This window comes from Pseudomonas sp. S36, assembly GCF_016647875.1.
Taxonomy (GTDB): Bacteria; Pseudomonadota; Gammaproteobacteria; order Pseudomonadales; family Pseudomonadaceae; genus Aquipseudomonas; species Aquipseudomonas parafulva.
On sequence record NZ_JACVVG010000049.1, the window covers coordinates 1 to 21,188 of the forward strand.

The 21,188-nt window shown below is 62.7% G+C and carries 21 protein-coding genes and 1 pseudogene; 11 read left to right on the top strand and 11 right to left on the bottom strand.

Annotated elements, in window-relative coordinates:
- Positions 1 to 374: 374 nt before the first annotated feature.
- Positions 375 to 1,142, top strand: a complete 768-nt coding sequence (locus IAE36_RS20330; RefSeq protein ID WP_028634787.1) for a hypothetical protein — start codon at positions 375 to 377, stop codon at positions 1,140 to 1,142.
- Positions 1,143 to 1,195: 53 nt separating this feature from the next.
- On the opposite strand, the gene IAE36_RS20335 is transcribed toward IAE36_RS20330, so the two are convergent.
- Together IAE36_RS20335 and IAE36_RS20340 are read right to left on the bottom strand one after the other, a co-directional pair.
- Positions 1,196 to 1,678: a GAF domain-containing protein gene (locus IAE36_RS20335; RefSeq protein ID WP_201214272.1), complete on the bottom strand. Its 483-nt coding sequence runs from the start codon at positions 1,676 to 1,678 to the stop codon at positions 1,196 to 1,198.
- Positions 1,675 to 2,565, bottom strand: coding sequence for an ATP-binding protein (locus IAE36_RS20340; protein ID WP_028634785.1), 891 nt, complete (start codon positions 2,563 to 2,565; stop codon positions 1,675 to 1,677). Before IAE36_RS20340 ends, IAE36_RS20335 begins: the two co-directional genes overlap by 4 nt.
- 80 nt (positions 2,566 to 2,645) lie before the next feature.
- Between IAE36_RS20340 and IAE36_RS20345 the strand changes: the two genes are divergently transcribed.
- Positions 2,646 to 5,000, top strand: a complete 2,355-nt coding sequence (locus tag IAE36_RS20345) for a response regulator (RefSeq protein ID WP_201214273.1) — start codon at positions 2,646 to 2,648, stop codon at positions 4,998 to 5,000.
- Here the strand turns inward: IAE36_RS20345 and IAE36_RS20350 are convergent.
- Positions 4,990 to 5,478, bottom strand: coding sequence for a glutathione peroxidase (locus IAE36_RS20350; RefSeq protein WP_060481554.1), 489 nt, complete (start codon positions 5,476 to 5,478; stop codon positions 4,990 to 4,992). The two genes, IAE36_RS20345 and IAE36_RS20350, sit on opposite strands and share 11 nt — an antisense overlap.
- A 14-nt stretch (positions 5,479 to 5,492) precedes the next feature.
- Positions 5,493 to 5,888 carry a peptide-methionine (R)-S-oxide reductase MsrB gene (gene msrB, locus IAE36_RS20355; protein WP_028634782.1) on the bottom strand — a complete coding sequence of 132 codons (396 nt, stop codon included), beginning with the start codon at positions 5,886 to 5,888 and terminating at the stop codon, positions 5,493 to 5,495.
- 167 nt (positions 5,889 to 6,055) lie between these two features.
- Between msrB and IAE36_RS20360 the strand changes: the two genes are divergently transcribed.
- Positions 6,056 to 7,267: a pyridoxal phosphate-dependent aminotransferase gene (locus IAE36_RS20360; protein ID WP_028634781.1), complete on the top strand. Its 1,212-nt coding sequence runs from the start codon at positions 6,056 to 6,058 to the stop codon at positions 7,265 to 7,267.
- Positions 7,268 to 7,513: 246 nt separating this feature from the next.
- Complete coding sequence (htpX, locus tag IAE36_RS20365; RefSeq protein ID WP_028634780.1) at positions 7,514 to 8,401, top strand: protease HtpX; 888 nt, start codon at positions 7,514 to 7,516, stop codon at positions 8,399 to 8,401.
- A gap of 122 nt (positions 8,402 to 8,523) precedes the next feature.
- Here htpX and IAE36_RS20370 read toward each other — a convergent pair whose 3' ends face one another.
- Positions 8,524 to 9,174, bottom strand: coding sequence for a thiopurine S-methyltransferase (locus tag IAE36_RS20370; RefSeq protein WP_201214274.1), 651 nt, complete (start codon positions 9,172 to 9,174; stop codon positions 8,524 to 8,526).
- A 101-nt stretch (positions 9,175 to 9,275) separates the two neighbouring features.
- Here IAE36_RS20370 and IAE36_RS20375 point away from each other — a divergent pair, with 101 nt between their 5' ends.
- Positions 9,276 to 10,043: a DODA-type extradiol aromatic ring-opening family dioxygenase gene (locus IAE36_RS20375; RefSeq protein WP_201164826.1), complete on the top strand. Its 768-nt coding sequence runs from the start codon at positions 9,276 to 9,278 to the stop codon at positions 10,041 to 10,043.
- 60 nt (positions 10,044 to 10,103) lie between these two features.
- Here the strand turns inward: IAE36_RS20375 and IAE36_RS20380 are convergent.
- Positions 10,104 to 11,817, bottom strand: a pseudogene (locus IAE36_RS20380) (DEAD/DEAH box helicase).
- A 452-nt stretch (positions 11,818 to 12,269) separates the two neighbouring features.
- On the bottom strand, positions 12,270 to 13,025 hold the full coding sequence (locus IAE36_RS20385; RefSeq protein ID WP_060481560.1) for a spermidine synthase: 756 nt from the start codon (positions 13,023 to 13,025) through the stop codon (positions 12,270 to 12,272).
- A gap of 115 nt (positions 13,026 to 13,140) precedes the next feature.
- Between IAE36_RS20385 and IAE36_RS20390 the strand changes: the two genes are divergently transcribed.
- Positions 13,141 to 14,487 (top strand): class II 3-deoxy-7-phosphoheptulonate synthase, encoded by a 1,347-nt coding sequence (locus tag IAE36_RS20390; RefSeq protein WP_028634775.1) that lies wholly within the window; start codon positions 13,141 to 13,143, stop codon positions 14,485 to 14,487.
- Between the two features lie 11 nt (positions 14,488 to 14,498).
- On the opposite strand, the gene IAE36_RS20395 is transcribed toward IAE36_RS20390, so the two are convergent.
- Complete coding sequence (locus IAE36_RS20395) at positions 14,499 to 14,717, bottom strand: DUF1127 domain-containing protein (protein WP_060481561.1); 219 nt, start codon at positions 14,715 to 14,717, stop codon at positions 14,499 to 14,501.
- Between the two features lie 96 nt (positions 14,718 to 14,813).
- Here IAE36_RS20395 and IAE36_RS20400 point away from each other — a divergent pair, with 96 nt between their 5' ends.
- On the top strand, positions 14,814 to 15,665 hold the full coding sequence (locus IAE36_RS20400; RefSeq protein ID WP_042141622.1) for a LysR substrate-binding domain-containing protein: 852 nt from the start codon (positions 14,814 to 14,816) through the stop codon (positions 15,663 to 15,665).
- Between the two features lie 10 nt (positions 15,666 to 15,675).
- Here the strand turns inward: IAE36_RS20400 and IAE36_RS20405 are convergent, their stop codons facing one another.
- A complete protein-coding gene (locus IAE36_RS20405; protein WP_201214276.1) occupies positions 15,676 to 16,425 on the bottom strand; it encodes a sulfite exporter TauE/SafE family protein in 750 nt (249 codons plus the stop codon).
- Between the two features lie 246 nt (positions 16,426 to 16,671).
- Here IAE36_RS20405 and IAE36_RS20410 point away from each other — a divergent pair, with 246 nt between their 5' ends.
- Positions 16,672 to 17,127, top strand: coding sequence for a MarR family winged helix-turn-helix transcriptional regulator (locus IAE36_RS20410; protein WP_201214277.1), 456 nt, complete (start codon positions 16,672 to 16,674; stop codon positions 17,125 to 17,127).
- A 68-nt stretch (positions 17,128 to 17,195) separates the two neighbouring features.
- On the opposite strand, the gene IAE36_RS20415 is transcribed toward IAE36_RS20410, so the two are convergent.
- Positions 17,196 to 17,768 (bottom strand): elongation factor P, encoded by a 573-nt coding sequence (locus IAE36_RS20415; RefSeq protein ID WP_028634770.1) that lies wholly within the window; start codon positions 17,766 to 17,768, stop codon positions 17,196 to 17,198.
- Positions 17,769 to 17,816: 48 nt separating this feature from the next.
- The gene (gene earP, locus IAE36_RS20420; RefSeq protein WP_201214280.1) at positions 17,817 to 18,950 is read right to left on the bottom strand and encodes an elongation factor P maturation arginine rhamnosyltransferase EarP; all 1,134 of its coding nucleotides are present in this window, start codon (positions 18,948 to 18,950) and stop codon (positions 17,817 to 17,819) included.
- 128 nt (positions 18,951 to 19,078) lie between these two features.
- On the opposite strand from earP, the gene IAE36_RS20425 reads away from it, so the two are divergent.
- From IAE36_RS20425 to IAE36_RS20435, 3 genes are read left to right on the top strand one after another with little or no spacing between them, the layout of a single operon-like run.
- Positions 19,079 to 19,459 (top strand): hypothetical protein, encoded by a 381-nt coding sequence (locus IAE36_RS20425; RefSeq protein ID WP_201214283.1) that lies wholly within the window; start codon positions 19,079 to 19,081, stop codon positions 19,457 to 19,459.
- A gap of 2 nt (positions 19,460 to 19,461) precedes the next feature.
- A complete protein-coding gene (locus tag IAE36_RS20430) occupies positions 19,462 to 19,932 on the top strand; it encodes a GreA/GreB family elongation factor (protein ID WP_201214285.1) in 471 nt (156 codons plus the stop codon).
- A gap of 55 nt (positions 19,933 to 19,987) precedes the next feature.
- Entirely contained in the window at positions 19,988 to 21,166 is a 1,179-nt protein-coding gene (locus tag IAE36_RS20435) for an MFS transporter (RefSeq protein WP_201214288.1), read from the top strand.
- Positions 21,167 to 21,188: the final 22 nt, after the last annotated feature.

Genomic DNA, 21,188 nt, shown 5'->3' on the forward strand with positions numbered 1-21,188 from the left:
CCTGTTACCGCCGTGAAAGGGCGGTGTCCTAGGCCACTAGACGAAGGGGACACGCTGCTGGCATTGCTGCCTGCTTTCACTGCCTGCCGCGTTTCGCTGTGTGCTTTACGCTGCAAGTGGCGCGCATTCTATGGATGGTTCGGTGAGGCGTCAACCCCTTTGTAGAAATTTATTTAAATCAATGACTTCCGGGTTTCCACAATGCCCTTGAAGCAGGCCCTTATGCGTGTACGTTGATTTTTTGGCGTCAGGTCGGCGTTAATGTGCCAGCATGCAGTTCTGGGGCAGGCTGCCGATAAAAGGGAACCCGGTCAGGGGGCCTCGCGAGCAGGCTCGCCCTACCCTATGGCAAACCTTTTCATGAGGCATACACGGTGACACCACTTCTGATCACACTGCTCATCGTGGCGGGCATCGCGCTGCTGATCCTGATCGGCTACCTGAACAATGTCGTGGAGAACGGCAAGCTCGAGCGGGCACGGATGAAGATCGAGCTGGCCGACCGCCTGCGCCGTTGCGGCGAGATCACCGAAACCTTCCCCGGCCAGTTCATGACGCCAGGGCTGAAATTGCTGCTGACCCGCCTGGAGCTCAACCTCAACCAGCGCCAACTGGGTGTGGACAAGCACAACGCCCAGCTCAAGGCCCGTATCGCCGAACTGGATGCCTTGATCGCACAAGGCGACAAGATCCCGGTCAACAACCCGCCCAACCCGATCCTGACCGAGGTCAAGGCCAAGGATGTGCGCTTTCTGCTCGAGGCACTGCACAACCAGATCACCCGCGCGGCGCAGGAAGGCTTCTTGCCTGCCCCAGAAGCCAAGCATTGGCTGAAGGAAATCCGCCACATCCTGGTGCTGCTGCATATCGAGTTCTTCAATAACCTGGGGCAACAGGCCCTGCAGAACGAACAGCCCGGCCAGGCGCGCCTGGCCTTCGAGCGTGGTGTGCAGTACCTGCGCAAGCAGCCAGAACCCAAACTATACGAAGAGCAGCTGACGTACCTGGAGAAACTGCTGGCCCGGGTGAACGCCCAGGTGCTGGACCAGTTGGCGCCTGCCGAGAACGAAGAGAACGAGCTGACTGAAGGCCTGAAGACCGACGACGAGGAAACCTGGAAGAAGAAGGCCATGTACGACTGACCCCCATGCCTGCACGGGCGCTGCGCTAGCGCCCAGTACAGGCGATTGGCCGGTCAGCAGTCTGTCAGTTCGAGGAAGATGGCGGCCAGGCGCTCAAGCCCTGCCTGGTCCGCTTCACTGAAACGCCCAATGGACGGGCTGTCCAGGTCCAGCACACCGATCAGGCGGCCGTCCTTGATCAGCGGGATGACCAGTTCGCTGCTGGAAGCGCTGTCACAGGCAATATGCCCCGGGAAGGCATGCACATCCTCCACCCGCTGGGTTTTACCGGTGGCCGCGGCCGCGCCGCACACCCCCTTGCTGAATGGAATGCGTACGCAGGCTACCTGCCCCTGAAACGGGCCAAGCACCAGTTCCTGGTTGCGGTTCAGATAGAAGCCGGCCCAGTTCAGGTCTTCGACCTGGTGGTAGAGAAACGCCGAAAACTGTGCGGCGTTGGCGATGAAGTCACGCTCGTCGGCAAACAGCGCCTGCACTTGCGCCGCCATCAGGGCATAGCCGTCCAGGCCCGTGCCAGTGGCTTTGAGGTCGATCATTTACTTTGCTCCAGCAATTGCAGCCCAACCCAGTAGCGGGCGAACTGATAGGCACAACGGCCATTACGGTTACCGCGGCCGGTCGCCCAGCGCACGGCGAGTATGTCGAGTTGTTCGTCACGCTGCCAGGCCAGGCCCGCAGGCCGCGCCAGCTGCTCGATCCAGTGCTCGACCACATTCAGGAAGTGGTCCTGGGTGAACGGGTAGAACGAGAGCCACAGGCCGAAGCGGTCAGACAGGGCAATCTTGTCCTCCACCGCTTCGCTGGGGTGCAGCTCCCCGTCCACGCGCTTCCAGTTCTCGTTGTCGCTCTCTTTTTCCGGCACCAGGTGGCGGCGGTTGGAGGTGGCGTAGAGCAGCACGTTGTCGGGTGCCTGCTCCAGCGAGCCATCGAGCACGCTTTTAAGCACCCGGTAATCACCCTCCCCGGCCTCGAACGACAGGTCGTCACAAAACAGCACAAAGCGTTGTGGCAGCGCGTGCAGCAGTTCCACCACCCGAGGCAGATCGGCCAGGTGGTCGCGTTCGATTTCGATCAGGCGCAGGCCGGCCCCGGCGTGTTCGGCCAGCAGGGCACGCACCAGCGAAGACTTGCCAGTGCCGCGCGAGCCCCACAGCAGCGCATGGTTGGCGGGCAGGCCCTGGATGAACTGGTGGGTATTGCGGCCCAGTTGCTCGCGCTGCTGGTCGACGCCGATCAGGTCGCTGAGGCGGATGTCCAGGCTGACCTCGAGAGGCAGCAGGTAACCGCTGCGCCCGTCGCGCTGCCAGCGTGCGGCCAGGGTGGTAGACCAGTCGATAGCCGGGCGCTCGGCCGGCAACAGGGGTTCGAGGCGCGCCAGCACCGATTCGGCGCGGTCCAGGAAAGCGATCAAGCGGGCGTCCATGACGACTCCTGAAAAGGGGGGGACAGACCAATCAAGCCTGAATGGATGACAAGCCCACCAGCAGCCGGGGTTGATCGGCTATGCTTGCGCAGCGCAAGGCACGTAGAACCGGCTCGGGACCCATGGATATCAAGTTCACCAATCGCCTGTCATACAAGCAAGCCCGGTTGACAGTCCTGGTCGGCTTCATCCTGGGAACATTGCTCAGTCTCATCCAGATCGGCATCGATTATGCCAGTGAGGACGCGTCGATCAACCGTGAAGTGCACGCCCTGCTGCAAATCAGCCACAACACCGCCTCGCGCATTGCCTACAACATCGATTCGGAACTGGCCCTGGAGCTGACGCGCGGGCTGCTGCAGTCTCCGGCAATCATCCGTGCACGCCTGATCGACAACAACGAAACGGTGCTGGCCGATGTGGAACGGCCGCGCCAGCAGGACCGTTACCGGCCGCTCAGCGACTTTCTGTTCGGCGAACAGCGCCAGCTGCGCGAGCGCCTGTTTCTGACCCACATGCCAGAGGAATACCTGGGCACGCTATACCTGGACGTAGACACCTACACCTTCGGCCGGCGCTTTCTGGACCGGGCCGGCATCACTTTGCTGAGCGGCTTTGCCCGTAGCCTGGTACTGACGGGCATCCTGCTGGCGCTGTTCTACATGATGCTGACCAAGCCCCTGGTCACGGTGATTGCTGCCCTCAGCGGCAGCGACCCGCGCAAGCCAAGGCAAACCCGCGTGCAGTGCCCACCTGGCCACGAGCATGACGAGATCGGCGTGCTGGTGAAAGTGGCCAACCAGCAATTCGTCAGCATGGCGACCGAGATCGAACAGCGGCGCACTGCCGAAAACCGCCTTACGCAATACCTGAACGAGCTGGAAGACATCGTCTCGGCACGCACCGACGAGCTCAAGGCCACCAACAGCAGCCTCAGCCTGTCCAACCAGGAGCTGGAACAGGCGCGCCGCCGGGCACTGGACATGGCGCAGGCACGCGCTGCGTTTCTGGCCAACATGAGCCACGAAATACGCACCCCGCTCAATGGCATGCTCGGCATGATTGCCCTGGCCCTGGATAACCCTTCACCGGAAGAACAGCGTCAGCAACTGGCCATCGCCCATGACTCCGGCAAGGTGCTGGTGGAGTTGCTCAACGATATCCTCGACCTGTCCAAGTTCGACGCCGGGCAGTTGGAGCTGGAGCGCATCGCTTTCGATATGGCTTCCATGGTCGAGGACACGGCCAGCCTGTTGTCGCAGAACACTGCACAAAGCGTGGAACTGACGTGCCTGATTGCCCGCGACTTCCCGGCCAGCGTGCTGGGCGACCCTACCCGGGTGCGGCAGATCGTCAGCAACCTGTTGTCCAACGCACTCAAGTTCACCCGCTTTGGCCGCGTGGACGTGCACTTGGTGACCATCGTCGGCGGCGTACGCCTGGAAGTACGTGACACCGGCATCGGTATCCCCGAAGAGGCTCAGGCGCGGATCTTCCAGCCCTTCACCCAGGCCGGTGCCGGCATTACCCGTCAGTACGGCGGCACGGGCCTGGGGCTGGCACTGACACGCAACCTGTGCAAAGCCATGCATGGCCACCTGCATATCAAGTCCGAGCCGGGTTTTGGCAGCCGCTTTACCGCCGAACTGCCCTTGGTCGAATATGCCAGCGCCATCCAGCCGGCAGCTCTACACGGCAACGTGGCGGCACTCAGCGCGAGTGGCAGCGGGCTGCACGAACTGCTCGAGGGCCTGTTGCCCGGCTGGGGGCTGAGCTATCAACGGCATGACGATGCCGCCACCCTGCCTGGCAATATCGACCTGCTGATCGTCGACGACGTGCAGGCACTGGCTGCAGTGCGCAAGGCCATGCCAACCCCGATCCTGCTGGTGACCGCCTACGGCAACTTTCTACCCAGCGAGCAGGCCCTTGCCCTCGCCCCCCTGCACCAGTTGGCACGGCCACTGGCGCGGGCCGCGCTCTACCAGACCCTGCGCCGCATCCTGCAGGGGCAGGAGGCCGAGCACCCCCTGGCCAGCCCCACCACCACCCCGGCGCAAGGCCGGGCGCGCATCCTGCTGGTAGAAGACAACCCGGTCAACCAGCTGGTGGCCAAGGGCATGCTGGCCAAGCTGGGCTGCCAGGTGCAGTTGGCCACCCAAGGGGCCGAGGCGCTGACCCTGCTGGAACAGCAAGCCTTCGACCTGGTATTGATGGACTGCAACATGCCGGTAATGGATGGCTACGAGGCTACCCGCCACATTCGCCAGAGCGGGCGCTGGCCCAACCTGCCGATCGTTGCGCTTACCGCCAACGCCATGCCCGAAGAGCGCGAGCGTTGCCGTGCAGCGGGCATGGACGACTACCTGGCCAAGCCGTTCCGCCGCGAAGACTTGCAGGCACTGATCGACCAGTGGGTACCGCTCAACGGCTGAGCAGGCGTTCGATATCGGCTTCGAGCGCCTGAGGCTTGGTGGTGGGTGCATAACGCACCACCTGGCCAGTGGCCGGGTCCACCAGAAACTTGGTGAAGTTCCACTTGATCTTCTGGCTGCCCAGAATGCCAGGGGCGCGCTGCTTGAGTTCGACGAACAGCGGGTGGGTGCCGGGGCCGTTGACCTCGACCTTGCGAAACAGCGGGAAGCTCACGCCAAAGTTGCGCTCGCAAAACTGCGCGATGTCCCTCGCCTCGCCAGGCTCCTGCTTGCCAAACTGGTTGCAGGGAAAGCCCAGTACCACCAGCCCACGGTCGCGATAGGCTTGCCACAGCTGCTCCAGGCCTTTGTATTGCGGGGTAAAGCCGCACTGGCTGGCGGTATTGACCACCAGCAGCGCTTTGCCAGGGAAGTCGCCCAGCTGCTTGTGCTCGCCGCCCAGGGTCACACAGGGAATGTCCAGCTTCAAAGCTGCCATGATCGGGGCTCCGTTCAGTCGCGGGGGCGCAGGTCGATGCACACCGAGTTGATGCAGTAGCGCAGGCCGGTAGGTGCCGGGCCATCGGGGAACACATGGCCCAAATGAGCATCACAGCGGGCACAGGTGACCTCGGTACGGATCATGCCGTGGGACGTGTCGCGGATCTCAATCATGGCGCTGTCTTCTATCGGCGCGTAGAAACTGGGCCAGCCACAGCCGGAATCGAATTTGGTCTGCGCATCGAACAGCGCCAGCCCGCAGCAGATGCAGTGGTAGATGCCATCGCGGCGCTCGCTGTTGTACTTGCCGCTGAAGGGCCGCTCGGTGCCCTTGAGCCGGCACACCTGGTATTGCTCGGGGTCGAGCATCGAGCGCCATTGTTCCAGGGTTTTCTCGATCTTTTGCATGGGGGTACCTCGGCAGGCTTAATTTCACCGTACGCCGTCTTTTCCGGGGCGCGGGTGGCACGTATATTAGTTGGCTTCGTGTGCCAGGCGTTCAGTCTGGCACCCGCTTTGTGCCCTTACAAACCTTTCGGCAGGGCGTAGCGCGTTTTCTCAATCGGGATTCCATCATGCAGTTCAGCAAATCGAACAAGCTCGCCAATGTCTGCTACGACATTCGCGGCCCAGTGCTCAAGCACGCCAAGCGCCTGGAAGAGGAAGGCCACCGCATCCTCAAGCTGAACATCGGCAACCCGGCGCCGTTTGGCTTCGAAGCGCCGGATGAAATCCTTCAGGACGTGATCCGCAACCTGCCCACTGCCCAGGGCTACAGCGACTCCAAGGGCCTGTTCAGTGCCCGCAAGGCGGTGATGCAGTACTGCCAGCAAAAGGGCATCGAAGGCGTCGGCATCGAAGACATCTACCTGGGCAACGGGGTGTCCGAACTCATCGTCATGTCGATGCAGGCCTTGCTCAACAACGGTGACGAGGTGCTGATCCCGGCGCCCGACTACCCGCTGTGGACCGCAGCCGTGAGCCTGGCAGGCGGCAAGCCGGTGCACTACCTGTGCGACGAGCAGGCTGACTGGTTCCCCGACCTTGCCGACATCAAGGCCAAGATTACCCCGAACACCAAGGCACTGGTCATCATCAACCCCAACAACCCCACGGGCGCGGTGTATTCCACCGAGCTGCTGCGCGGCATGCTGGAGCTGGCACGCCAGCACAACCTGGTGGTGTTCTCGGACGAGATCTACGACAAGATCCTCTACGACGAAGCGGTGCACATCAGCACCGCTTCACTGGCCCCCGACCTGCTGTGCCTCACCTTCAACGGGTTGTCCAAGTCGTACCGGGTGGCGGGTTTCCGTTCTGGCTGGTTGATCATCTCGGGCCCCAAACACAATGCCCAGAGCTACATCGAAGGCATCGACATGCTGGCCAACATGCGCCTGTGTGCCAACGTGCCAGCCCAGCATGCCATCCAGACTGCGCTGGGCGGTTACCAGAGCATCAACGACCTGGTGTTGCCGCCGGGGCGCTTGCTGGAGCAGCGTAACCGTACCTACGAGCTGCTCAACGACATCCCCGGGGTGAGCTGCGTGAAGCCGATGGGCGCGCTGTACGCCTTCCCGCGCATCGACCCCAAGGTCTGCCCGATCTTCAACGACGAGAAGTTCGTGCTGGACCTGCTGCTGGCTGAAAAACTGCTGATTGTGCAGGGCACTGCTTTCAACTGGCCGTGGCCAGACCACTTCCGCGTGGTGACGCTGCCACGGGTAGATGACCTGGAAGCGGCGATTGGGCGGATCGGGAATTTCCTCAAAGGGTATTCGCAGTAGGGTCTGACGGTTTTTGGGGGGTGGCGCGTGGAAGGCGCGCCGCGCTCGACCTCGACCTCACAGCAGCGCCTCAGAGAGGCAATGTTTCTTACATCCTGCAACGCTCTATCCCACAGCCACCACCCCCGCCTCTGCCATACTCCGCCATACACAGTTTGAAATAGTCCGCCGATTGAATCGGAACGGCAGGCCCCTTATATACCCCGCAGTAAGCGACAATTCATCCGTCAGGAGAACGTAACAACCATGATGCGCATTCTGTTGTTTGTGGCCACCAACCTTGCGGTGGTGCTGGTTGCAAGCATTACTCTGAGCCTGTTCGGTTTCAACGGGTTCATGGCCGCCAATGGGGTTGACCTGAACCTCAGCAGCTTGCTGGTGTTCTGTGCAGTCTTCGGCTTTGCCGGCTCCCTCGTTTCGCTGTTCATCTCCAAGTGGATGGCGAAGATGTCGACCGGCACGCAAATCATCAGCCAGCCGCGCACCCGTCACGAGCAGTGGCTGCTGCAAACGGTCGAAGAGCTGTCCCGCGAGGCCGGTATCAAGATGCCTGAGGTGGGTATCTTCCCGGCCTACGAGGCCAACGCTTTCGCCACCGGCTGGAACCGTAACGATGCCCTGGTGGCCGTGTCCCAGGGCTTGCTGGAGCGTTTCTCGCCTGATGAAGTGCGTGCCGTACTGGCCCACGAAATCGGCCACGTTGCCAACGGCGACATGGTCACACTGGCACTGGTGCAGGGCGTGGTGAACACCTTCGTGATGTTCTTCGCCCGCATCATCGGCAACTTCGTCGACAAGGTGATCTTCAAGAACGAAGAGGGCCAGGGCATTGCCTACTATGTGGCCACCATCGTTGCAGAGCTGGTGCTGGGCATTCTGGCCAGCATCATCGTGATGTGGTTCTCGCGCCGCCGCGAATACCGTGCCGACGAGGCCGGTGCTAACCTGGCCGGCACTTCTGCAATGATCGGCGCGCTGCAGCGCCTGCGTGTGGAGCAAGGCCTGCCAGTGCACATGCCCGATACCATGAAGGCCTTCGGCATCAATGGCGGCCTCAAACAAGGCCTGGCCGGGTTGCTGATGAGCCACCCACCCCTGGAAGACCGCATCGACGCCCTGCGCCGTCGCGGCTGATCCAGCGGCCAATGCATAAAGGGCGACTACGGTCGCCCTTTTTGTTGCGCCAGTGCCGGCCCATACCTCCACCCTGTGGGAGCGGGTTCACCCGCGAATGGGCCGGCACAGGCACCCCAGCATTACCTGCTGACCTTGTACACCCGCTCAAGCAGACTCGGCACCCCGGCCTGCTGAAACTTGGGGTTCCCCTCAATCACCTCAGCCTGTTCCAACGCTTCCACCTGCCAGCCAGCAAACCCCTGCCGCAACTCGTCATCCCCCACCGAGAACGGTGGGCCGCCCAGCAACGACTGGTCGTAATCCAAGGTCACGACCAAGCCACGACAGCTTTCCGGCAACAGCGCCGAAAGCGCCTGCAGGTAGGCCGTGCGCATGGCAACCGGCAGGGCAATCAGTGCGGCGCGATCATAAAATGCTGCACAGTCCCGAACGTCCTGGGCCTGCAGCGCGAAGAAATCCCCGCACCACAACTCGATCCCTGCACTGCTCCACACTTCAAAGCCATTGTGCTGCCGCACCTGCGGGTGCAGGCCATGTTCGTCAAAAAATGCCTGCACCGCCTGGCGCGACAGCTCCACGCCCATCACCTCATGCCCCTGCCCTGCCAACCAGGCAAGGTCGAGGCTCTTGCCACACAGCGGTACCAGTACACGGCTACCGGGCCTTAACTGCAGGCCCGGCCAGAACGCCTGCAAGTACGGGTTTACCTGCGCTTGGTGAAAGCCGATCTGATTGTTCGCCCAGCGTTGCTGCCAGAAAGCTGGCTCCATGATCACTCCCAGTTTTTAGATGGTTTACCGGTAAAACTTGGTTTGGAATTCGATCTGAAGTTGGTCGAAGATGCTCGCATCTTACCCCTCAGGACCCCGCCATGCTCCCTAGCCTGTTCATTTCCCATGGGTCACCCATGCTTGCCCTGCAACCCGGCGCCAGCGGGCCGGCGCTGGCCGGCCTTGCCAATGCGCTGCCACGGCCGAAGGCCATTGTGGTGGTTTCGGCGCACTGGGAAAGCCGCGGGCTGCTGGTCACTGCCAGTTCACAACCAGAAACCTGGCACGACTTCCATGGGTTTCCACCGGCATTGTATGCCGTGCAATACCCCGCGCCAGGCGCACCTGAGCTCGCAGACACAGCCTGTGCCTTGCTGGAAGCAGCCGGGCTACCAGCACAACGGGACGCACAGCGCCCGTTCGACCATGGCGCCTGGGTACCCCTGTCGCTGATGTACCCCGATGCACGCATTCCGGTGGTTCAGGTGTCGCTGCCCAGCCATGGCGGGCCGGCCTTGCAGGTCAAGGTGGGCCAGGCACTGTCGCGCCTGCGTGAGGAAGGCGTGCTGCTGGTGGGCTCAGGCAGCATCACCCATAACCTGGGCGAGCTGGACTGGCACGCCGGGCCCGAGGTGATCGCGCCCTGGGCATTGGCGTTTCGGGATTGGGTGGTGCAAAAGTTGGAGGCTGATGACCAACCTGCATTGCTGGGCTACCGCCAGCAGGCGCCATTCGCCCAACGCAACCACCCCAGTGACGAACACTTGCTGCCCCTGTTCTTCGCCCTTGGCGCAGGGGGCGAGTTCAAGGTGGTGCACCAAGGCTTCACCCTGGGGGCCCTGGGCATGGACATTTACCGGTTCGGTTGACCCCCACCGCAGGCAAAAAAAATCCCCGAACCAAGTCGGGGATTTATCACAGCACCAGGATCAATCTTCGCGGTAGCGACGCAGCTTCAGCTGCTTGCCAGCGACGCGGGTGTCCTTGAGCTTGGCCAGCAGCTTCTCGAGGCCATCTTCCGGCAGCTCGACCAGGCTGAAGCTGTCACGCACCTGGATGCGGCCGATGGCATCACGCGCCAGGCCACCTTCGTTCAGGATCGCACCCAGCAGGTTCTTGGCGGCGATACCATCACGGGCACCCAGGGCCGTACGGCAACGCACTCGGCCTTCGGCCAGTGGCAGCGGTGCACGGCGCTCGCGCTCGCCGCGTTCACCACGGTCGCTGCGCTCACCGCGCTCGGTACGCTCACCCCGTGGGGCGAAGCTCGGTACCAGCGGTTGCTCGCGCTCTACAGCCGCCAAGTCAAGCGCCTGGCCGTTGGTGGCCTTGCGCAGCAGCGCAGAAGCCAGGGCGCGGGCGCTGCAGCCCAGGTCGGTGGTCAGGCGGTCGAACAGCTCACCGTGGGTGGCTTCTGCCTCGGCAACCAGGGGTGCCAGGCTGGTGGTCAGCTTCTTGATGCGGGCATCCAGCACGGCCTGGGCGTTAGGCAGACGCGCTTCGGCAACCTTCTGCCCGGTCACGCGCTCGATCACCTGCAGCATGCGGCGCTCACGCGGGGTGACCAGCAGCAGGGCACGGCCATCGCGACCGGCACGGCCAGTACGGCCGATACGGTGAACGTAAGACTCTGGATCGTACGGCATGTCAACGTTGAACACGTGGGTGATGCGCGGTACGTCCAGGCCACGGGCCGCAACGTCGGTGGCCACGACGATGTCCAGGCGGCCATCCTTGAGCGAGTCGATGACGCGCTCACGCTGGTTCTGGGCGATGTCGCCGTTCAGCGCGGCAGCCTTGTAGCCCTTGGCTTCCAGCGCAGCGGCCAGGTCCAGGGTGGCTTGCTTGGTGCGCACGAAGGCGATCAGCGCGTCGAACTCTTCCACTTCCAGCAAACGCAGCACAGCCGGGATCTTCTGGTCGGCGTGCACCATCAGGTGGGCCTGGTCGATCGCGGTAACGGTCTGGGTTTTAGTCTGGATCTTGACGTGCTTGGGTTCACGCAGGTGGCGCTCGGCGATCGAACGGATCGACGACGGCAGGGTGGCGGAGAACAGCACGGTCTGACGGGTAGCCGGGATGGCATCGAAGATCACTTCGAGGTCGTCCATGAAGCCCAGCTTGAGCATCTCGTCGGCTTCGTCCAGAACCAGGTACTGAACGGTCGACAGGACTTTCTCGTCACGACGCAGGTGGTCGCACAGGCGGCCCGGGGTAGCCACGACGATTTGCGCGCCGTTGCGGATTGCGCGCAGCTGTGGGCCCATCGGGGCACCACCGTACACGGCAACCACGTTCACGCCCGGCATCTGCTTGGCGTAGGTTTCGAAAGCGGTAGCAACTTGCAGCGCCAACTCACGGGTTGGCGCCAGGATCAGGGCTTGCGGTTCGCGCTTGCTCACATCGATCTTGTTGAGGATCGGCAGGGCGAAGGCAGCGGTCTTGCCGGTGCCCGTCTGCGCCTGGCCGATCATGTCGTGACCGGCGAGGATGATCGGGATCGATTGTTGCTGAATGGCGGACGGCTCTTCATAGCCGGTAGCTACCACAGCAGCAACAATGTTCGCATTGAGATCGAGAGCGGCGAAGCCGCCGGTTTCCTGGGTCATGGGTCTGCCTCTAGGTGCATCCGCAAAGACCCATGCTCCAAAGCTGCACAAGCCATGAAAGACCGACAGGTCACCCAGGCAGCTTTGGCGGCGGGGATTTGCGAAAACGATTGAAAAAGAATACGTGGGAAGGTCCGCCTAGCGGACGTGCAGCCGAAGCTGGACTCGGAGGATTTGCACCGCCTGATTTTGAGGTCCGCTAAAAGACCGGCGCGTACTATACCCGAAATAGCGCATTACGTGAGGAATTTTTTCAGCGTGCAGCGGCATTGCCGGGCCATGGGGCAGCAGAGGGCTGAATCGATTCCCTTAGACGTACTGCGCTGGCCTCTTCGCGGGTAAATCGGATCGCCGCACCGCCGCTCCCACAGGGACAGCCCAACCTTTGGAAGTATCTGTCCTCCACAAAATCTGGATGCTGGCCCGATCCCTGTGGGAGCGGCGGTGCGGCGATCCGATTTACCCGCGAAGAATGCGACGCAGGTTTCAGGTTGCCGGGCGAATCTCGCGGATCAACCCGTCAAGGCTATAACCCAGGCGCGGCGCCAGGGCTTCGGCGCGGGCGCGCAGGCTGTCGAGGTCAAGCGCCTGGTCCAAGTCTGCCGGCACCAGCAATATCACATTGCCCTCCTTCACCGGCAGCTCCCAGTAATGGCGATGGTACAAACCCCGCAGCAGCGCCGCTCCCAGCGGCTTGCCATCGTCGGTGGCCCATTGGTTGATCACCAGCCAGCCACCGGGGTTGAGCTGCTGCTGGCAACGCTCCAGAAACCCCCATGCGAGGTGCCCCACGCCCGGCCCATGGTCGGTGTACAGGTCAACGAACACCAGGTCGGCCTGCTCGGCAGTGGGCAGCAGCTCCAGCGCATCGCCGATGCGCACATAAAGCCGCGGGTCGTCATCCAGGCCCAGGTGCTCAATGGCCAGGCGCGGCACGTCCGGGCGCAGCTCGATGGCCTCGATGTCCTCCAGCGGCAAAAATTTCATGCACGCCTGAGTCAGCGTACCGGCGCCCAGGCCAAGAAACAGCGCGCTCTCGGGCTGCTCATGGCACAACGCACCCACCAGCATGGCACGGGTGTAGTCGTACTCCAGCCAGCTGGGGTCGGCAGTGAACACACAGCTCTGCTCGATGGCATCCCCGAATTCCAGAAAGCGGTAGTCATCCACCTCGTACACGCTGATGACGCCGAAGGCATCCTCCACACGTGCCAGCAGCCGCTCCTGACGCTCCGCCTCCATGTTCCACACCCACCTGCGCAAAAGGGGCATTGTCCGCCAACACCCTCGCTGCAACAAGCGCAGCGCCAACTGTTAACATGGCGTCAAGCCTGCAACCTACATGACCGAGCCTGACATGAACCAACCGTGGAGCCCTGCCAGCTGGCGCGCACTGCCGATCCAGCAGCAACCGACCTACCCCGATGCCGCGCACCTGCTCAAGGTCGAACAGACCCTGGCCAGCTACCCGCCCCTGGTGTTCGCCGGTGAGGCACGTGAATTGCGGCGCCAGTTCGCCGAGGTGACCGAAGGGCGTGCCTTCCTGTTACAGGGTGGGGACTGCGCAGAAAGCTTCGCCGAGTTCTCGGCGGCCAAAATTCGCGACACCTTCAAGGTGCTGTTGCAGATGGCCATTGTCATGACCTTCGCGGCCGGCTGCCCGGTGGTGAAGGTAGGCCGCATGGCAGGCCAGTTCGCCAAGCCGCGCTCGGCCGGCGACGAGACCATTGGCAACGTCACCCTGCCCGCCTACCGTGGCGATATCGTCAACGGTATCGGTTTTGATGCAAAAAGCCGCATCCCCGACCCTGAGCGTTTGCTGCAGGCCTACCACCAGGCCACCGCCAGCCTGAACCTGCTGCGCGCCTTCGCCCAGGGCGGTTTTGCCGACCTGCACCAGGTGCACAAGTGGAACCTGGACTTCATTGCCAACTCGGCATTGGCCGACAAGTACCATCAGTTGGCCAACCGCATCGACGAAACCCTGGCCTTCATGCGCGCCTGCGGCCTGGACACTGCCCCCCAACTGCGCGAAACCAGCTTCTTCACCGCGCACGAAGCGCTGCTGCTCAACTATGAAGAAGCGTTCGTGCGCCAGGACAGCCTGACCGGCGACTATTACGACTGCTCGGCACACATGCTGTGGATCGGCGACCGTACCCGGCAACTGGACGGTGCCCACGTGGAATTCCTGCGTGGTGTGCACAACCCGATCGGGGTGAAGGTGGGGCCGAGCATGGACCCCGAAGCCCTGCTGCGCCTCATCGACATCCTCAACCCGGCCAACGACCCGGGCCGCCTGAACCTGATCGTGCGCATGGGCGCAGGCAAGGTGGGTGACCACCTGCCGGGGCTGATCCGCGCCGTGGAGCGCGAGGGGCGCAAGGTGCTGTGGAGTTCCGACCCGATGCACGGCAACACCATCAAGGCCAGCAGCGGTTACAAGACCCGCGATTTTGCGCAGATCCTCGATGAGGTGAAGCAGTTCTTCCAGGTGCACCAGGCCGAAGGCAGCCATGCAGGCGGCATCCATATCGAGATGACCGGGCAGAACGTCACCGAATGCATCGGCGGTGCGCGGCCGATCACCGAAGATGGCCTGTCGGACCGCTATCACACCCATTGCGACCCACGTATGAACGCCGACCAGTCCCTGGAGCTGGCATTCCTGATCGCCGAAACCTTGAAACAGGTCAGGCGCTGACCTGCCACGCTTCACTTGTGCAACGGGTCGTCCCAGAAGTGCCGCTCGCTTTCCTGGTGGATATCTGCACGGCTCAGCCCTAGGTCGTGCAGTGTAGCGTCGCTGAGGCTGGCCAGTTCCCGGCGCTGGCGGTGCAGTTCAAGCCAGCGCGAGGGGCGCTGCAGGGCTGCACGCAACAGGTGCTTGAATGAAGAGGCCGGTGCCGGGATGGTGCTGTAGTTACCTTTCATCGTGAAGCCCTCCGTGTCGATGGCTTCAGTCTCGCGCTGGGCTTAAGATCAATCCAACGAATGTTTCTTATGCAAAGCATCTCGGAGATTGATGCAATGTCCCAGTACCAGAGCCTTGATGCAGATGTACTGCGTACCTTCGTGGCCATCGCCGACCAAGGCGGCTTCACCCGCGCAGGGGAAGTGGTCAACCGCACACAGTCTGCTGTAAGCATGCAGATGAAACGCCTGGAAGAAGACATCCTGCAGCGCCAGCTGTTCGAGCGCGACGGCCGGCAGGTGCGGCTTACCGCCGAAGGCCAGGTACTGCTGGGCTATGCCCGCCGCATACTCAAGCTGCACGGGGAAGTGTTCAATACTCTGCGGATGCCGCACATGGTCGGGGTGGTGCGCATCGGCACGCCGGATGACTACGCCATGCGCTTTCTGCCGAGCATTCTGTCGAGCTTCGCCAAGGCCTACCCGCTGGTACAGGTGGAGGTGCATTGCGACACGTCCCGGCAACTGATGCAGCGCCAGGACCTGGACCTGACCATCGTCACCCGCGAGCCCGGTAACGAAGTGGGCCAGCTGTTGCGCCAGGAGCGGCTGGTGTGGGCCGCGGCCGAAGGCTTCTGCCCCCAGGAGCAGCGGCCCATGCCCCTGGCATTGTTCAACACCGAATGCTTCTGCCGCGCCTGGACCTGCAACGCCCTGGAGGCCCAGGGCATCGACTACCGGGTCGCCTACACCAGCCCCAGCCTGTCGGCGATCTTCGCAGTGGTGACCGCTGGCCTGGCGGTCACTGCCCAGCTGCAGAGCCTGATCGGCGGCAACATGCGCATCCTTGGCGAAAACGAGGGGTTGCCGCAGCTACCCCTGGCCAACGTGATGCTGGTGCGCAGCCCGAGCGTTGCATCGCCCATTACCGACTGCATGGCCGACTACATCATCGAGGGCTTCAAGTAGCTGCCACCGGCTACAGCTCGAAGGCCAGCATGATGGCGCACACCACCAGGAACACGCAGAACATGCCACGCAGCACTTTTTCGGGTAATGCGTGGGCCAGTTTTACGCCCCAGCTGATGCTGAGCAATCCGCCCACCGCCAACGGGATGCCCACTGCCCAGTCCACACTGTGGTGCACGCCGTAGGTCACCAGTGTGACCAAGGTACTGGGCGCCGCCAGCGCCAGTGATAGCCCCTGTGCCACCACCTGGGTAGTGCCGAACACGCTGGTGAGCACTGGCGTAGCCACTACCGCGCCGCCGACGCCGAACAGCCCACCCATGGTCCCTGCAAAACTGCCCAGTACACCCAGCCAGGGCCAAGGGTGGCGCATTTCGGCGCTGGCTGGCGCCACCTTCATGAACAGGCGTGCGATATTCCAGAGCGCCAGCGCGATGAGAAAGCCGACGAAGCCCAGCCGCATCGAGTGGGCATCCAGCCCAACCGCCCAGATTGACCCTAACCAGGCGAATACGAAGCTGCACAATGACAGCGGCAAGGCATGGCGCAGCTCGATACGGTTGCGCTGGTGGTAACGCCATAGCGCCAGCAGCACGTTCGGCACCACCATCACCAACGCTGTGCCCTGGGCCAGCTGCTGGTCCAGGCCAAACAGCACGCCAAGCGCCGGAATGGCGATCAACCCGCCGCCAATCCCGAACAGCCCACCCACTGTGCCCAGGCCTGCGCCCAGCACCGCATACAACACCCACTCGATCATCCCGGCTCCGCTTCAACACGCTATCAAGCCGGCCATGCTAGCGACTGCAAGGCCACAGGGGAACGTAAATACGCAGTGTCGTGAATTTGAAACGAACTCTGCTGGCGTATTGCTGCTCGAATTCTTCAAGAGCCGCTTGACCCTCGTCCCAGCCGGGCCGCGGGCGCTGCGCAGTGAATGACGCTGGTAGTGAGCGCACCAACCATCAGCGTGCGAGATTCTTATTCGACGAATTCAAGGACCTGCATGAACGCCGACACCAAAGCCACTGGCGCCGAGCTGCTCCTGGACAACCAGGTCTGCTTCGCCCTGCACTCCACCTCGTTGCTGATGACGAAGGTCTACAAGCCGCTGCTCCAAGCCCTCAACCTCACCTACCCCCAATACCTGGCCATGCTGGTGCTGTGGGAACATGATGGGCTGACGGTGGGAGAGATCAGTCAGCACCTGCTGACCGACCCAGGCTCACTCACCCCTTTACTCAAACGCCTGGAAAGCGAAGGCCTGCTCAAGCGCACCCGCAGCCGGGAGGATGAGCGGGTCGTGATGGTGCAACTGACCGACAAAGGGCGTGCGTTGCAGGATCAGGCCAAGGAGGTGCCGCAACGCATCCTTGAAGCCAGCGGGCGCACACCTGAAGGTTTGCAGCAATTGCAGCAAGACTTGCTTGAGCTGCGCGATCGGCTGCACAAGAGTCTGTAGCGGGCACAGCTTTCAGCATGCACAAAAAAACCCGGCAAACGCCGGGTTTTTGCGTTACGCAAGAAGGTTTACTTCTTGGAACGGCCTTTGTACACGCCACCTTCACGAGTGTCGATGTCGATCCACTCGTCGATGTTGATGAAGTCGGCAACCTGCAGTTCGGTACCGTTCTTCAGCTTGGCAGGCTTCATGACCTTGCCCGAGGTGTCGCCACGTGCAGCGTTCTCGGTGTAGACCACTTGGCGGCTGATGGTGGTCGGCAGTTCAACCGATACCAGGCGGCCTTCGAAGAACACGGCTTCGCAGACGTCTTCCATGCCTTCTTCGATGAACGGCAGAACGGCTTCGATGTCCTCGGCGTTCAGCTCGTACATGGTGTAGTCGGTGGTGTCCATGAAGGTGTACGAGTCACCGCTGATGAACGACAGGGTCGCTTCTTTGCGATCCAGGATCACGTCGTCCAGCTTGTCGTCCGCACCGTACACGGTTTCGGTCTTGTAGCCGGTCAGCAGGTTCTTCAGCTTGGTCTTCATGATCGCGCTGTTGCGACCCGACTTGGTGAATTCGGCTTTTTGTACCAGCCACGGGTCGTTGTCGATCCGCAGTACGGTGCCGGGCTTCAGTTCTTTACCAGTTTTCATTACGCAGTATCCGAATCTGGATGGATTTATAAAAATCGAGGCCGCATATCATAGCCAATTTCGGTAAAACTGTACCAGCGTCATGGCAAGGTCCGGCTGGGCGGCCTGTTTTGCACACCATTGGCGGGCGTGGGCATGCAGTTCCGGCCAGTGCACCATGAACCCGCGCCAGGCGGCGTCCATGTCCTGATGCATGTTCCAGGCCCGCCATAGAGTCAGCAGCGCGTGCGCGGCAGGCTCCGACAGGCCTTTGCGGTAAATCGCCAGGAACGCCTCGAGTTTTTCCCAGTGGGCGTTCTCTTCCTGCACGTAGATGTGCCACAGCATGGGCCGCCCGGCCCACTGTGCGCGCACGAACGAATCTTCGCCGCGCACGGCGTTGAAATCGCAGCACCACAGCAAGCGGTCGTAATCGTCCTGGCTGACGAAAGGCAACACCTGCACGGTCAACGTGCCACGCTGGTGAATGGCGCCTGCCACCAGTTCAGGCTCATTCAGCCAGGCGCAAAGGTCAGGCACGATGCGGCCCTGGGGCACCAGCATGTGGCTGGGGTTGGCCGCGTTGGCCAGGGCGTTCAGCCAGCCGCCCAGTTGCGGGTTTTCGTAGGCGAACAGCGAAATCAGTGTGGCGCCGGCCTGGGGCTGTACCCCAAGCCTGGCAAGGTGCCCGGCGCGCTGGGCAGGGTCGGCCTCGAACGCCTCGCGGCGGGCCAGCAAACCGGCCTCACGCAGCAGCCCGCCCGTACGCTCGGTGAACCCGGGGAAGAAGAACACGGTGCGCAACCCATTGGGTTTGGGTGACGGCAGGCCATGGCAGCCCTCGACCCAGTCTTCGGCGCTGAGGTATTCCAGGTTCAGCCACAAGGCTGGGGCCGGGCGGCTGCACAAGGCTTCGATATAGGCATCGGGCAGGCGGCAACCGAACGCGGCAATCACCACATCCGCCGTACCGGCGGGCACCCACTCGGCCGGCCAGTGAAGCACCTGTACACCCTGTTGCATTTGCCGGGCTGCGCCCAGGTCGGCGCCGGGGCACAACGGAACGAATGCCCGCAGGTCGTCCACCCATAGGCGCACGGCCACCCCATGCTCGGCAACCAACTGGCGAGCCAGGCGCCAGGTAACGCCGATATCGCCATAGTTGTCGACGACCGTGCAGAAGATATCCCAGGTGGCTTTCACGTGCCCCGCCCTCGCCCATGCCCAAAAGCGCGAATTCTGCGCATAAACTAAGGCCAACGAAAGCACCGTCGCGGATTATTACCCTGCCCATGCGACAATGCGCCCATTCTGATGCACAGGAGACTGCCATGCCCCGCCCCCGCGAATTGAGGATTACCCTCAGGCCTTTGCCTTTGATACTCAGCGTAGCGGTGGGCCTGTGGCTTGGCGCTGGCGCCATTGCACTAAGCATCTGGGCTGCGTCATTCATATGGCCAGAGCCGCCACGGCCATTGGACGAGGCCGCCACTACCAGCGCCCCGCATACAGCGCCCCCGCCAGCGGCTGCCGAAGACTCCCAAGCGCGCATGTTCGAGCAGTATAAAAAGGGGTTGCAGAAACAGGCGGCAGAAGCCGCACAAGGCGACCCGCGCAACCTCGACAGCCCCAAGTGCCAGTTCTGGCTGCAACAGAACCGCACGGCGCCCACCGACAAAAGCCAGGCCAACGTGCTGGAGTTCTGCTACTGATCATGAACAAGCCGCTTTTACTGGCACAGATCGTCGCCACCCTCGAGCGTGACCTGGACGTGCTGACCCGCGCCGCGCAAACCGCCTACGAAACGGCAACAGCCGAAGAAAACGTTGCCGAGAACAAGTACGACACACTGGGCCTGGAAGCTTCGTACCTGGCTACCGGCCAGGCGCGCCGCAGCGCCGAGATCCGCCAGGCGCTGCTCGGCTACCAACAACTGCTGCTGCGCGACTACGACCCGCAACGTGGCGTTCAGGTGAGCAACCTGATCACCCTGGAGGATGAAAAGGGAGCCCGGCAGCAGCTGTTTCTGGGCCCCGCAGCCGCTGGCTTGAAGATCGCCGAAGGCACCCAGGCTACCACCGTGATCACCCCTCGCTCGCCGCTGGGCCAGCAACTGATCGGCAAACGCGTTGACGATGAAGTGACGCTTGCCGCACACACCCTGGTGATCGTCGCCGCCACCTGAGCTACGACGCCTGCCCATAGCCACCCTTGTTTACACTGCCCGCCAAGAGACCCGCATGACCAACCCCACCCTCAGCCGCGCCCTGATCCTGCTGATGGCCACCGCCACCGGCCTGGCCGTGGCCAGTAACTACTACGCCCAGCCGTTGCTGCACAGCATTGCCGAACAGTTCGGCCTGAGCACCGCGGCTGCCGGCAGCATCGTCATCGCCGCGCAACTGAGCTACGGCGCCGGCCTGCTGTTGTTGGCGCCCTTGGGCGACCTGTTCGAACAGCGCCGCCTGATTACCGTGATGACCGCCATCGCCACCCTTGGGCTGATCATCAGTGCGTGCGCCCCGAGCCTGCCCTGGCTGATTCTAGGTACCACGCTTACTGGGCTGTTCTCGGTGGTGGCGCAAATTCTGGTACCCATGGCCGCGTCCCTCAGCGCGCCCAACCTCAGGGGGCGTGCGGTCGGGACGCTGATGAGCGGCCTGTTGCTGGGCATCCTGCTGGCACGCACCGCAGCCGGCTTCATGGCCGAACTGGGTGGCTGGCGCAGCATCTATGTGCTGGCCGCCGTACTAATGGCGATTACTGCACTGGCCCTGCACCGCAACCTGCCACAGCACCACAGCCATGCCGGGCTGAAGTACCCGGCGCTTATCGGCTCGGTATTCCGGCTGTTTGCCCAGGAGCCGGTACTGCGCCTGCGTTCGCTGCTGGGGTTGCTGGCATTCAGCCTGTTTGCGCTGTTCTGGACGCCGCTGGCCTTCCTGCTGGCCAGCGAGCCTTACCATTACTCCGACGCGGTGATCGGCCTGTTCGGGCTGGCGGGGGCCGCGGGCGCGTTGTCGGCCAACTGGGCGGGCCGCCTGGCAGACCATGGCAAAGGGGCGCTGGGCACCACCGTAGGCCTGGTGGTGCTGTTGCTGTCCTGGGTACCACTGGGGTTCGCCCAGCAGTCGCTGGTGGCGTTGCTGCTGGGGGTGCTGATGCTGGACCTGGCGGTGCAACTGGTGCACGTCAGCAACCAGAATGCCGTTATCGCCCTGCGGCCCGAGGCCCGTACGCGGCTTAACGCAGGGTATATCACCTGCTACTTCATTGGCGGCGCCTTGGGCTCGCTGTTGGGTACGCAGCTGTTCCAGCACCATGGCTGGCCGGGCATCGTGGTGGCAGGGTTGGCAATTGGCACCTTGGCGCTGCTGGTGTGGGGCCTGGCCCGCCGCGCAACGCCAGCCATTGCCTGACCCCAACGGCGCGCACTGATCG